The organism is Gordonia sp. 34D (assembly GCF_056682775.1).
The window spans coordinates 574,657-588,102 of record NZ_CM155293.1 but is presented as its reverse complement, the minus strand read 5'-3'; the positions used below and the strand labels follow the sequence as shown (position 1 = coordinate 588,102).

Annotated in this window: 10 protein-coding genes and 1 other RNA gene; 5 read left to right on the top strand and 6 right to left on the bottom strand. The window is 63.4% G+C overall.

Annotated features, from left to right (window positions below; translation table 11 throughout):
- Nucleotides 1–80 precede the first annotated feature (80 nt).
- Nucleotides 81–677: an FKBP-type peptidyl-prolyl cis-trans isomerase gene (locus tag AC1L34_RS02710; protein WP_424322519.1), complete on the top strand. Its 597-nt coding sequence runs from the start codon at nt 81–83 to the stop codon at nt 675–677.
- Nucleotides 678–703: 26 nt separating this feature from the next.
- Nucleotides 704–1,351: an FKBP-type peptidyl-prolyl cis-trans isomerase gene (locus tag AC1L34_RS02705; RefSeq protein WP_424296719.1), complete on the top strand. Its 648-nt coding sequence runs from the start codon at nt 704–706 to the stop codon at nt 1,349–1,351.
- Between the two features lie 44 nt (nt 1,352–1,395).
- On the opposite strand, the gene AC1L34_RS02700 is transcribed toward AC1L34_RS02705, so the two are convergent.
- From AC1L34_RS02700 to glnA, 3 genes are all read right to left on the bottom strand, one after another.
- A complete protein-coding gene (locus tag AC1L34_RS02700; protein ID WP_480035085.1) occupies nt 1,396–2,568 on the bottom strand; it encodes an esterase/lipase family protein in 1,173 nt (390 codons plus the stop codon).
- Between the two features lie 130 nt (nt 2,569–2,698).
- Complete coding sequence (locus AC1L34_RS02695) at nt 2,699–5,710, bottom strand: bifunctional [glutamine synthetase] adenylyltransferase/[glutamine synthetase]-adenylyl-L-tyrosine phosphorylase (protein ID WP_424296722.1); 3,012 nt, start codon at nt 5,708–5,710, stop codon at nt 2,699–2,701.
- 11 nt (nt 5,711–5,721) lie between these two features.
- Nucleotides 5,722–7,059 carry a type I glutamate--ammonia ligase gene (gene glnA / locus AC1L34_RS02690; protein ID WP_424296724.1) on the bottom strand — a complete coding sequence of 446 codons (1,338 nt, stop codon included), beginning with the start codon at nt 7,057–7,059 and terminating at the stop codon, nt 5,722–5,724.
- A gap of 216 nt (nt 7,060–7,275) precedes the next feature.
- On the opposite strand from glnA, the gene panB reads away from it, so the two are divergent.
- From panB to AC1L34_RS02675, 3 genes are read left to right on the top strand one after another with little or no spacing between them, the layout of a single operon-like run.
- Entirely contained in the window at nt 7,276–8,127 is an 852-nt protein-coding gene (gene panB / locus AC1L34_RS02685) for a 3-methyl-2-oxobutanoate hydroxymethyltransferase (protein WP_424296726.1), read from the top strand.
- A 52-nt stretch (nt 8,128–8,179) separates the two neighbouring features.
- Nucleotides 8,180–9,130: a prolyl aminopeptidase gene (gene pip, locus AC1L34_RS02680; protein ID WP_424296728.1), complete on the top strand. Its 951-nt coding sequence runs from the start codon at nt 8,180–8,182 to the stop codon at nt 9,128–9,130.
- Between the two features lie 28 nt (nt 9,131–9,158).
- Nucleotides 9,159–10,715 (top strand): CYTH and CHAD domain-containing protein, encoded by a 1,557-nt coding sequence (locus tag AC1L34_RS02675; RefSeq protein ID WP_424325913.1) that lies wholly within the window; start codon nt 9,159–9,161, stop codon nt 10,713–10,715.
- A gap of 26 nt (nt 10,716–10,741) precedes the next feature.
- Here AC1L34_RS02675 and AC1L34_RS02670 read toward each other — a convergent pair whose 3' ends face one another.
- From AC1L34_RS02670 to AC1L34_RS02660, 3 genes are all read right to left on the bottom strand, one after another.
- Entirely contained in the window at nt 10,742–12,184 is a 1,443-nt protein-coding gene (locus tag AC1L34_RS02670) for an RNB domain-containing ribonuclease (RefSeq protein WP_424324163.1), read from the bottom strand.
- Between the two features lie 53 nt (nt 12,185–12,237).
- An RNA gene (rnpB, locus tag AC1L34_RS02665) (RNase P RNA component class A) lies at nt 12,238–12,655 on the bottom strand.
- 122 nt (nt 12,656–12,777) lie between these two features.
- Nucleotides 12,778–13,437, bottom strand: coding sequence for a histidine phosphatase family protein (locus AC1L34_RS02660; protein ID WP_424325914.1), 660 nt, complete (start codon nt 13,435–13,437; stop codon nt 12,778–12,780).
- Nucleotides 13,438–13,446: the final 9 nt, after the last annotated feature.

Below are 13,446 nucleotides of genomic sequence, written 5' to 3'. Positions count from 1 at the left end.
AGGGATGCTCCGGTGGCGCGGCACAATCGTGTGCCTGCGCCACCGGAGTTTTTTCAGGACCGCCTGCTAGTCTCGCGCCAATGAAGGTCAAGTCTGCGATCCTGATCCCTGTCGCCGCGAGCGCTCTCCTGGTGGCTGGGTGCTCCTCGGGCAGCTCCGACAGTGTTCCCACGAGTCTGACGATCACCCAGGCAACCCCGGCCATGGAGGGTGGCGTGTGCCCCGAGGCTGATCCAGCAGTCACCACCGGGCCGCAGTGGACGATCTCCGGTGCCACCGGAAAGCTAGCTGTCGCGGCGGCCACGGACACCGCTGGCCCCCTCATCAAGGTCACCGCCCCGTTCAGCGTCGACGAAACTCAGGTCAAGACCCTCGAGGCCGGGACGGGCAAAGAGATCACCGACGAGATGGCGGTGAATGTCTGTTACGAGGGGGTCGACGGCCGTGACGGACAGGTTTTCGATAGTTCGTTCCAGCGCGGCACACCCCTGCGCTTGCGCACTGACGGAGTGGTTCCCGGGTTCCGCCGCGCACTCGTCGGGCAGCGAGTTGGGGCCAGTGTCGCCGTCGCGATGACCCCGGACGACGGCTATCCCGATGGTTCTCCGGACGGCACCATCAAACCCGGCGACACCATCATCTTCGTGCTCAAAATCATGGCCGCAGAAAAGGTCTAGCTGCTGGGCCGATAGGCTGGACGACCATGAAGCTAAAGGCACTGATCCTGGTCCCGATGGCCGTCGGAGCGTTCGCGCTCGCAGGCTGCTCGTCGACCGATTCCAGCGACCCCTCATCGACGTCAGACTCCGTTGCAACGCAGACGGACGCGACGGAAAGCTCACCCCAAGCGGCCGAGTTGAACAAGACTGCGACCGAGGTCAACGACGGCTGCCCCGTCGTTCCAGCCAAGTACGCGGCGCAGCAGTCGTGGACGGTCAAGGGCACCGAAGGTTGCGCAACCTTCACCGTCACCGACGATGCCAAGAACTTGGCTCCGATGGTCCAGATCGTCACACCGTTCAAGGTGGACGCCACCGAAGTCCACACGCTGATCCCGGGTAATGGGGCCACCGTCGCCGAGACCACCACCGTCGACGTGTTCTACGAGGGTGTCAACGGTACGACCGGTGCCGTCTTCGATAGCGGCTACCAGCGCGGCGAATCGACCCAGTTCCCGGCTAACGGGGTAGTCGAAGGCTTCAAGAAGGCCCTCGTCGGGCAGAAGGTCGGCTCCACGGTTGCCGTCGTGATCCCCACTTCCGAGGGCTACCCGCAGGGCACCCCGGACGGATCCATCAATGCGGGCGACACCATCGTGTTCGTTTTGAAGATCGTCGGAGCACAGAACTAGACAGCGCCAGAGTTCAAACCGGCTACGTCTTGCACCTTCGGGTGCTAGACGTGGCCGGTTCTCATTTCTGGGTTGTTCGAGACCTGGGTGGCGGCTGTGGACGAATCGATTTCGCTGGCTTCTGCCTGCGGATGCAACGGCACAATCACGTCGGGCAGGCCGCCGGTGCGACGCAAGAGCGGTGAACCGAAGAACGGCGCTACCCACTGGCACGGCACATTGCGGACGTCGCGGCCTTCGAGCGCGTTCAGCACCAACGCCGCCGCGCGGGGTGAGCCACAGATCCCGAGATGGTCGGACAGGTCTTTGCTGCACCCGTCTTGCAAGACAATGTTCGTCACGTCCATACCGTCGCCGCCCGGTACCTGCCCGGAGGTGTAAGGGCGAACAAGTTCATCGTGCTCGGTGGAGATGTTGGTGTACTCGATGCCCTCGACGTACGGTGTGCCGCCGGAATTCATCTTGTCGATGAAGTGCGATCCGACCATCATCTGCGGTAGTGCGTGGCAGGGAATAACCGCACCCGGTTCCACACCGTAACGATCTCGCAATTCGATCGCTGCCGGACGCGTGCGGGTCAACGTCGACGTCCCCTCCCATAGCGGCGCGAGCGACACGTACCGGCGGATCTTGCCTTCTCCCCCAAGGAATTTCGCCCAGTAGCCCGGAATGAGGGTGCCCTGGGAATGACCAACGACATCGATCTGCGACGCGCCCGTCGCAGCCAACACGTTCTCCGCGAACGCACCGAATTCGGCCGCACTCTCTTCGATGCGCTTCATTCCACCCAAGGCCGAGATTGGCCATCTGGCACCCTCAATCGCCCCGTAAGTAAGGGTGAAGACCGAAAAGCCTGCGTCGACAAGGAGGGGGACATAGGTACCCCAGTTCGTTTGCGCACCGCCAGCGGTGCCGTGCACCAGGATTACCGGAACGGGATGCTCATCGTTTGGCTTCACATCCCACTGATTTGCGCCGGGCAAAGATCCGCCGGGATGCGCGAGTTCTGGCCCGATCCCCGAGAAGAAGTCATAGACAACACGGCTGGTTGCGCGCTGCTTTTCCGGAGTGCGTTCCACGAGTTCGCGGAGATGCACCTTTCCGACGAGCGTTTGTGCGCCGCGCAGGGCCGGACCCGCGACCTTTTGACCCACCCGGAACCCAGCTGTCACGACCTCGGCGACAGGCCGACCCCAATTGCTATGAAGAATGCTCACGCTGTTGCCCCTCCGCAAATCGACGCAGCAGCGCGTCCACCCAGCAACTTACCCGATATGTCGGGTCGACCTCGCGGTCACGCATCTCCAAGCTTTCGCAATGCCATGGATCTCCTTAAATAAGGGGTCGTCAGCTTTCAAAAACTTCCACCACAACGGCCTTCGCCCGCCGCGTCACACGCATGTAGTGCTCTAAGAACTCTTGCGCCTGATCCTGCGGCCAGCCTGCGGCGTACGCAACCGATCGCAGCATGCGACCGGGGCCGGGCAGCTGGTCGACGGGCTTGCCGCGAACCAAGACCAGCGCGTTGCGGGCCTTTGTTGCGGTCAGCCAGGCGTCCATCAGCATCTCGACCTGTTCCTGCGTGAGTAGTCCCAGCTCGCCGATGGCGTCCAAGGTTTCAAGGGTCGAAGTGTTATGCAGTTCCGGATGTTTGTGCGCATACCGCAGCTGGGTCAGCTGCACTGTCCACTCGACGTCGGCGAGCCCACCGCGCCCGAGCTTCGTATGAGTCGCTGGGTCTGCGCCGCGCGGTAGTCGTTCCGAGTCGATGCGGGCCTTGATCCTTCGGATCTCCTTGACAGCATCCGACGACACTCCCCCTTCGGGATAACGCGTCGCGTCGATCATGTGCAGGAAACGCAGACCCAAATCCGGATCGCCCGCCACGGTGTGGGCACGCAGCAGCGCCTGAACTTCCCACGGCAGCGCCCATTGGCGGTAGTACGACTCATACGAGGCCAGGGTCCGAACGATCGGGCCGTTCTTACCTTCTGGCCGCAGACCCACATCGACTTCCAGGGGCGGATCGGCACTCGGCGTGCCGAGCATCTGCCGAACTTGGTCGGCCACCGACTGTGCCCACCGCATTGCGGTCTCTTCCGCCACGCCCGCACTGGCTTCGCAGACAAACATCACGTCGGCGTCCGACCCGTAGCCGAGTTCGCCACCGCCGAGCCTGCCCATACCGATGACTGCGATCTTCGCGGGTAACGGCTCACCAGGCACCAGAGTGGTCGCAATAACCTTGTCGAGAGAGGCACCGAGAACGGCCGCCCAGACTGTCGACAGCGCTCGGCAAACTTCCCGCACCGACATCAAACCCAGAAGGTCAGCGGACGCAATGCGCGCGAGTTCCGCGCGCCGATGCGACCGGGCCACTGCCACCGCACGATCCAAGTCTGCCGCCCGCATCGTCGACGCGACGAGCCCCTTCACCACATCGGCGGAGTCCACTTCGGTCAGCTTGGGTCCGGTGGCCCCCGACGAATACAGCTGGATCACATCTGGCGACCGCATCAGCAGGTCCGCGATGTACTCGCTGGTGCCGAGCACATGCATGAGGCGTTCGGCTACGACGCCATCGTCGCGCAGGAGCCGCAAAAACCAGTCGACGCCGACCACTTCGTCACACAGGCGCCGATAGTTCAGCAGCCCGGCATCTGGGTCTGGCGTTTGGCTGATGTGCTCGAGCAGACCAGGCAAAATCAGGAGTTGGATCTGCCCGCTGCGGCCGGCGGCCGAACCCAGCGCCCGAATGTGGGCGAGCGCCCGGTCGGGGAACGACCACCCCAACACGGCCAACTGACGCTTGGCCGACTCGTCCGACAACCGCAGTGCGCCCTTGTCCAGTCGCGCCACCGATTCCAGGAGCGGCCGGTAGAACAGCTTCTGATGCAGCTGCCTAACCCGGCCGCGTTGCTTGCGAAGTTCTTCATTGAGCACCTGCCGCGCATCCTTGTCGCCCTGTGGGCGAACGTGCGCTGCGCGGGCCAACCAGCGGAGCCCGGCCTTGTCGGAGGGCTCGGGCAGCAGGTGTGTGCGCTGCAGTCGTTGCAATTGCAGTCGGTGTTCCAGCAGTCGCAGAAACTGGTAGGACGCCGAAAAGTTCGCCCCGTCGTCGCGGCCGATGTACCCGCCGTCGGTCAGTGCTGCGAGAGCGTCGACCGTCGACTGCACATGCAGATCGGGGTCGACGCGCCCGTGAACCATCTGCAGCAGTTGGACGGCAAACTCCACATCGCGCAGGCCGCCGCCACCGAGTTTGATGTTGCGGGACTTTTCTTCCGCCGGGATCAATTCCTCGACCCGGCGCCGCATGGCCTGTACTTCTGGCACAAAGTCGTCTCGTTCGGAGGCATCCCACACCATCGGCGAAGTAGCTGCGATGTACTCCGCTCCGAGAGTCATCGAACCGGTCATGGCGCGCGCCTTCAACAGGGCTTGGAACTCCCACGTCTTGGCCCACCGCCGGTAGTAGGTGATGTGCGATTCCAAGGTGCGCGTCAGCACACCTCGTTTGCCCTCTGGCCGTAGGCCCGCATCGACGTCGAAGAAGGCCGACGACCCGATGCTCATCATTTCGCCCGCGATCCGCGCCGACACCGAATCCGCGGGTTCAGCAACAAACACCACGTCGACGTCGCTGACGTAGTTGAGTTCTCGTGCACCGCATTTGCCCATCGCGATCACTGCGATTTGCCCCTCGAGCGGTTTGTCGTCGAGCACCGTGGTGATGGCGACAGCGAGGGCTGCGGTCAAGGCCGCATCCGCGAGGTCCGACAGTCGCCCGCCCACTTCCGGCAGATAGAGCACCGGCTCGTCTTCGACGGTCGCAGCCAGATCGTGAGCGGCCAGGATCAGCACCTGATCGCGGTAGGCCCGGCGCAACGCGGCCACAGCGTTCGGTCCGGTGAGCCCCGCCCGATACAGCAGGTCGCCCGGTTCGACGGCACCATCCTCCACCGGCTCTGCGTCAACCGCTTCCAGCAGCGACGTGCGGACGGCTGCGGCATCTGGCAGTTCATCGGCCAGCAGCAGTCGCCACACCCCAGGTTCGGCGGCGAGGTGGTCACCGAGTGCATCCGACCCGCCAAGGACCGCGAATAGTCTGCCGCGAAAGTGCTTGTCGGTCCGCACGTGCCGGTCGATCTCCGACCATCCGTCCGGATCGGCGTCGCGCATCCGAATCAGCGCGGCTAAGGCCAGGTCGGCGTCCGCGGCGCGCGAGAGCGACCACAGGAGCTCAACTTCGTCGACCCCGGTCCACCCGAGGGTGCCGAGGCGTTCACGGGCATCATTCTGCAGGAGACCGAGACGTCCGGGACTGGGGACGACTGACCGGCCACGGGACACTGTCACTTATGCCCCTCCTAAAGCGGCAGATAATGCTCAAGTTCGTATGGCGTCACCCTACTGCGGTATGCATTCCATTCGGCACGCTTATTGCGGAGGAAATACTCAAAGACGTGCTCGCCGAGCGTCTCTGCCACCAGTTCTGACTTTTCCATTTCGACCAGCGCCTCCGACAACGAACCCGGAAGTTCGCTGTAGCCCATCGCGCGGCGCTCAGCTTCGGTCAACGCCCACACATTGTCTTCCGCCTCTTCGGGCAGCTCGTATTCGTTTTCGATGCCCTTGAGTCCGGCAGCCAGCAGGACAGCGAACGTCAGGTACGGGTTGCAAGCCGAGTCCGGTGTTCGAATTTCGACGCGACGCGACGACGCCTTGTTCGGCGTGTACAGCGGCAGTCGAATCATGGCCGAGCGGTTGGCCCCGCCCCACGTGGCCGCAGTCGGTGCTTCATCGCCGTAGATCAATCGCTTGTAACTGTTGACCCACTGGTTGGTGACGGCGCTGATCTCGTTGGCGTGGCGCAGGATGCCAGCGATAAACCGCTTCCCGGTAGTCGACAACTGCATCGGATCATCGGGATTGTGGAAGGCATTGGTGTCGCCCTCGAACAGGCTCATATGGGTGTGCATTGCCGAGCCCGGGTAGTCGCTGAACGGCTTGGGCATAAACGTTGCGCGGACCCCGTCGCTGAACGCCACCTGTTTCACCAGGTAGCGGAAGGTCATCACGTTGTCGGCCATTGACAGCGCGTCCGCGTAGCGCAGGTCGATCTCCTGCTGGCCCGGTGCCCCCTCGTGATGGGAGAACTCGACGGAGATACCCATGGCTTCGAGGGCGTCGATCGCATGCCGACGGAAGTTGGGTGCGAGAGCGTGGAAAGCCTGGTCGAAGTAGCCGCCGCGGTCTGCGGGCACCGGCGTCGTGCCGTCGATAGGCCGGTTTTCAAGCAGGAAGAACTCGATCTCGGGATGTACGTAGCAGGTGAAGCCGAGGTCGGCGGCCTTGTTGAGCTGACGTCGCAGCACGTTGCGGGGATCGGCCCAGGAGGGCGAACCGTCGGGCATCGTGATGTCGCAGAAGATGCGCGCCGAGTACAGCTCACCTTCGTCGCGCCACGGGAGAATCTGGAACGTTGACGGATCCGGCTTAGCCACCATGTCGGCTTCCGAGACCCGGGAAAAGCCCTCAATCGCGGAACCGTCAAAACCGATGCCCTCGGCGAAAGCTCCTTCCAGTTCTGCGGGTGCGATGGCGACCGACTTCAAATAGCCAAGAATGTCGGTGAACCACAGTCGGACAAAGCGGATGTCCCGCTCTTCGAGGGTGCGCAGCACGAATTCCTGTTGGCGATCCATACTGCGAACCTTAGAGGCCAACGGTTACATGCGTGTTACACCAACGCAGATGCCTCCGAACGGTGTCGCCACCGCGGCCAGCACTCGCCACCGCGCTCTGTGACCAATCCCACCGGAGTGCGGGTACTCGTGCGCGCACGCCAGTGGGACAATTGGACTGTCCACACCAACCCGGGTACCCGACTTTCGGGACTCGAGGCAGAAATGAGGCAGACCATGTCAGACGTATCCGTGTACGGCTCCGCTCCCGCCGCCGACGCGCAGGCCGCTCCGCGCCGCGCGACCCGCGTACACCACCTCGCCCAGTGGAAAGCCGAAGGCCGCAAGTGGCCGATGCTCACCGCGTATGACTTCTCCACAGCCCGTCTCTTCGACGAGGCCGAGATCCCCGTGTTGCTGGTTGGTGACTCTGCCGCCAACGTCGTCTACGGCTACGACACCACCATCCCGATCACCAATGACGAGCTCATTCCGCTGGTCCGCGCAGTGGTGCGCGGTGCACCGCACGCACTCGTCGTCGCTGATCTGCCCTTTGGCACTTACGAGGCCAGTCCTCAGCAGGCGATGGAAACTGCGGTGCGCTACTTCAAGGAAGGCAACGCGCACGCGGTCAAGATCGAGGGCGGCGAACGCGTTGCCCCGCAAATTGCCGCACTGACAGCCGCAGGCATTCCGGTGATGGCCCACGTCGGTTTCACCCCGCAGAGTGTGAACGGTCTCGGCGGTTTCCGCGTGCAAGGCCGCGGCGAGGCTTCCGAGCAGTTGGTCGCCGACGCGATTGCCGTTCAGGAAGCTGGCGCGTTCGCCGTTGTCATGGAAATGGTTCCCGCCGACATCGCCGCACAGATCACCCGCAAGCTCACCATCCCGACGGTCGGGATCGGCGCGGGCAACGAGACCGACGCGCAGGTCCTCGTCTGGCAAGACATGGCGGGCTACACGCATGGCAAGACGGCGAAGTTCGTTAAGCGCTACGCCTCGATCGGCGACGACCTGCGTCAAGCAGCTCGTACCTACGCCGCCGAGGTTGCTAACGCAACGTTCCCCGGCCCCGAACACTCTTACTGATCCGTGCGTCGCGACCGAGTGAGAGTGCTGTGACGGCACTAGAGTTGGGTGCATGCGAAGCCTGTACCCAGCCATCGACGCGTACGACTCCGGCCACCTCGATGTAGGCGACGGCCAAGAGATCTACTGGGAGTGCTCGGGCAATCCTGACGGCAAGCCGGTCGTCTTTGTGCACGGCGGGCCGGGTGGCGGAACAGGACCGCGTCAGCGGCAGTTCTTCGATCCGGCCCGCTACCGCATTGTGCTTTTTGATCAGCGCGGTTGCGGGCAGTCGCGTCCCCACATCGCCGAAGGTGCCGACCTATCGGTAAACACCACGGCTCACCTCATTGCCGACATGGAGAAGATCCGCGAGCACCTCGAGATCACCAAATGGCAGGTCTTCGGCGGATCATGGGGTTCTACCCTCGGACTGTCGTACGCGCAGGCCCATCCGGACCGGGTCACCGAACTCGTCTTGCGCGGAATCTTTCTGCTGCGGCGCAGCGAAATCGACTGGTACTACAACGGGGGTGCCGCCAACATTTACCCGGACCTGTGGGAAACCTACCTCGATCCAATTCCGGTCGACGAGCGTGACGGCGACCTTGTTGCGGCCTACCACCGACTCCTGACCGGTGATGATCGGGCACTCGCGCAGCGCGCGGCAACCGCCTGGAGTACTTGGGAGTCGAAGACCAGTTACCTTCTCCCCCAGCCTGACGAGAATCAGACGACGCGTTTCGATCTCGCGTTCGCGACAATCGAGAACCATTACTTCGTCAACCACGGGTTCATGGACGACGGCCAACTGCTCGCGAACATCGGGACCATCGCGGACATACCAGCGGTAATCGTTCAGGGCCGATACGATGTGGTCTGTCCGATGCGCAGTGCGTGGGACCTTCATCGGGCTTGGCCCGCCGCTGATCTTCGTGTAGTCGACGACGCCGGTCACGCTTCTTTCGAACCAGGCATCGTCCACCACCTTGTTGAGGCCACTGATCGTTTTGCCGACCACTGACCGTCATCCCGGGTAGGAGCAGTTGAACATGAGTCCGTCCGACACCATTGAAATCGAGTTAAAGTTCGACGTCGAAGCGGGACTTCCAGCGCCTGAACTCTTTGAACTCGTTGCGGCACCGTCCAATTCGGAACAGTCCACAGCAGCTACCGAAGAAGGCCGGGCTACTGAAGAAGGCAGGGCCACCGAAGGAAGCATCGGCGACCCGGAAACGTACTTGCTCGAGGCCACCTACTTCGACACCGCCGACACGCTGCTGGCGAAGAACAAAATAACCCTGCGCCGCCGGACCGGTGGCACCGATGCTGGCTGGCACCTGAAGCGGCCGTCGTCGGTGGCTGGCGGGCGCCGAGAAACAGCCATCAGTTTCGAAGACGGCGGCGACTCCGAGGTGCCAACAGCGTTGCGAGAGCAGATCCTGACGGTCATTCGGTCAGCAGAGTTAGTGCCGGTGGCGACGATTACCACCGATCGCACGGTCACCATCGTCCGCGATGAACAGGGTCGGTCGCTCGCCGAGTTCTGTGAGGACGTCGTTTCGGCGGAATCGCTGTTGCCCGGCGGATCGACCAATCGCTGGGCGGAGTGGGAGTTTGAACTCACCGGAGGCGATCACAAACTCTTGAAACGGGCCCGGAAGTTGCTGTTGGCTGCCGGTGCTCGGCGAGCGTCCAGTGAGTCAAAGTTGGCTCGCGCCATCGGGACTCAACCGCACGACGATCTGGTTCGAGCATTGCCGAAGAAGGCATCGGCGTTGGGTTTGGTGCAGTTCGATCTGGCGATGCACCGCGATGCCCTCCTGATGTGGGATCCGATTGCGCGGGAGAACGGGCACGACGCCATTCACCAGATGCGGGTCGCGGCGCGCAAGATTCGATCAATCCTGCAGTCGTACCCGGGTGCCATCGCTCCCGAGATGTCGGCACCGGTCGCCGACGAATTGCGCCAACTGGCCGAAGTTTTGGGTGACGCCCGCGACCGCGAGGTCGCGCTGGCTGCCAACGAGCATCTCCTCGCCCGCGAAAGCGCTCCCGCTGACCTCGTTAAAGTTTTGATCGAGGACGAGCAAGTGCGTCATGAGCGAAGCCTCAAGGCTGTTCGATTCGCCATGTCGACCCCGCGATACCTGCAAATGCTCGACGATCTCGACCGTCTAATTGAGGCCCCGATCCCCGGGCATGCGGCGACTCAGGATGCGCGGAAGGCCGCCGCCGAGGCGGTGGGGCTGTCTTATGCGGGGATGCGCCGTGCGGAGAAGAAGCTCAAGAAACTGTCGGCGTGGTCACCGGAATGGGTGGAACAACTTCACACAGTCCGTAAGCGCGCCAAGGCCGTTCGATACACCGCCGAGTCAGCCGACCCGTTGGGTCGCCGCGCCCTGGCGAAGGCGGGTGCGGAAGCCAAGTCGGTGCAGACTCACCTCGGGATCTTCCATGACACCGTCCTCAACCGGGAACATCTCGCCAAGGCCGCACGCAACCTCGCGCTGAGTCGCGATGCCCTGTTTGTCTTGGGTCGCATGGACGCCCACGAAGAATCTCGCGGTCGCCGCGCCGTACGGAAGTACCGCCGCAGCCGACGGTAGCCGAATCTCCGCCAACGTTCGCGCGGCTACACCGCTCGGAACGTCACCTTGGGAATCGACGGATCGGCAGCTGTGACTTCCACGGCACATTCGGTCCCCGGTGCCGGTGCGTTGGCACACTTGGCGACAATCGCCGGAGTGTCGATAAAAATTTCCGCCGGACGCTTACCGTTCTCCGCGCGCATCACGACGGCATCGAATTTGGTGCCCACCTGATCGGCGAGCACGACCGCCTCGGTGAGGTCGACACTCTGGCGTTCAGCCTTGGACGCCAAAGCATCCGAGCTGCTCATCGTCTCCGGGAGTTTCGGTAACACTTCGCGCACCCATCCCGGTACCTCGCTGCCTGCCGTGACCGCCAAGCAGACCTCGGTGGCGTACCGGTCGGCCAATCGACGCAGCGGTGCGGTGACGTGTGCATAGATGCCACCGACTCCGGCATGCCCCAATTTGGCGGGGCTTTCGGCCGCTGTCGTCTCATCGAGCGAGAGGTACCCGGCACCCCGCATCAGATGCGCGCCGACGGTCATCAACGCGAGCGTGGTTGGCGCATCGGGTTCCAGGGTCGACAGGAACTCGCCGGGCGTTGCCCCTTCGGGCCACCCAATCTTCAGATGTTTCGCCGTCCGACGAAGCTCGGTGATCGCGCCCTCCGATGCCGGTGGCAGGGTCCGCAAGAGACCAATCCCGGCGTCAACCTGAATCTGCCCGGCTGCCATGCCGACCAGCAATGACACCTGCGCATTCCATTGGTCCGCGGGCGTCCGCGGCGCAATCTGCAGCGTCCACGCTCGGCCCGGCTCGTGGGGCACGATCTCCTGGTCCGGCAGATCCAGATGAACGGCGCCCCGCGCAAGGGACCACGCCAATCTCGTCCGACCGAAGTCAGGGAAAGCACTTATCGCCGGATGCAATGTATTGGCTTTCACGTCAGCCATGACTCCCGCGTAATCGAGTCGGGCGCGGGATCGCACCAATGCTCGCTCCACATGCACGCTGCGGGTGCCACCATCGGGGCCCACGTCGATAGTCCACAGCACAGCTGGCCGAGTCTGATCACCGAGAAGCGATCCGGCGCCTTCGGACAGCGCCCGCGGGTGGAGCGGCACGCTCCCGTCGGGAAAGTAGATCGTCTGACCCCGACGTCGACTTTCGATGTCGATCGGGCTGCCCGGTTCGACGAGCGCTGCGACGTCCGCGATGGCGTAGTAGACGAGGAATCCGTCGCCGTCGCTCCCCCGTTGGCCTGCTGTCTTCGGGACCACGCGCAGTGCTTGGTCAAGATCCTTCGAACCGGGAGGGTCAATGGTGACCAGTTCAAGGTCGGTTCGGTCGACCCGGTCAGCAGCAAAGCGGTCGGTGACGGCCGCGGCTTGTGCTTCGGCGTCGGCGGAGAACTCGGTCTCAATGTCCATGTCGGCGCGCAACTGCGCAAAGTCGATTGCCGGTGCCCGCATCCTGAATTGCATGTCCCGAGCATATTGCCGACACCGCCGAAGCGCGGCACGAGGCACGTCTAGCGCGAACGAGTCGGCGTATAAGCCGGATCCTGTCCCAGTCCAACGGACCGGTGGCGACCATCCATCTGGGCACACCGTTGCCGGGTACCTCAAGCAGCCAACCCGCGAGTATCGGACGAGCAGTCCTCAAACACTCGCGCACGCGCACACGCCTCGCAGCGGTGCGAGCTTCGACCTTGCTCCGGGTGGGGTTTACCTAGCCAGCACGGTCACCCGTGCCGCTGGTGCGCTCTTACCGCACCGTTTCACCCTTACCTGCACGTCAAACGTGAGGCGGTTTGTTTTCTGTGGCACTGTCCCGCGGGTCACCCCGGGTTGCCGTTAGCAACCACCCTGCGTCTGTGGAGTCCGGACTTTCCTCGACTCAGGCCTCCACGATGGATCGTGGGGTTCCCTCGCCGCGGCCGCCCGGCCGACTCGTTCGCGAGTTCAGCGTAGCGGCAAAGGTTCCGTCGGTGTTAAACGATGGGGTGTTAAACGATGGGGCGTTAAACGCTGGGGGTTAGCGCTGGGGTATCTCAGATCCGGGGCATCGGCTCGATCTACTGCAGGTGTGCGGTGTCGTTGACAAGCCGCACCACCGCACCACCGTCGGGGAAAAACTCAACGATGGAGATCGACGCCAGATCCAATTGCAGGCGAAACAGCAACTGCGGGCCCACCTCAAGCGCCTGCCGCAACATCGTCTTGATGGGCGTGACATGCGAGACGGCGAGGATGGTCTTTCCCGAGTAGGCCTCGACGAGAGCGGTGCGCGTCTGCGCGATCCGTTCGCCAACTTGCGCGAAACTCTCGCCACCCGGCGGTGCCACATCGATATCGCCGAGCCACTGCTTGTGCAGTTCGGGGTCGCGAGTGGCGGCTTCGCGGAAGGTCAGCCCCTCCCACGCACCAAAATCGGTTTCAATCAATCCGTCGACAACGCTGGGGCTGCTGCCGAGTCCGTCGGCAACAGCACGCGCAGTCGCCATCGTCCGCGTCAACGGCGACGAAACGACCGCATCGATAGTCCCGAACGCGCCGGAAGTAATCCGCTCGGCAGCCGCTCCCGCCTGCTCGCGTCCCAGCTCAGACAACTCCGGGTTCCCACGCCCGGAGTAGCGACGGTCCACCGACAGTGCCGTCTGGCCGTGACGCAACAGGATGATCCGAGTGGGAGCCGCCATTTGCCCTTGCCAGGACGGGGCCTTATCGCTGCTCATCGCTGCCCG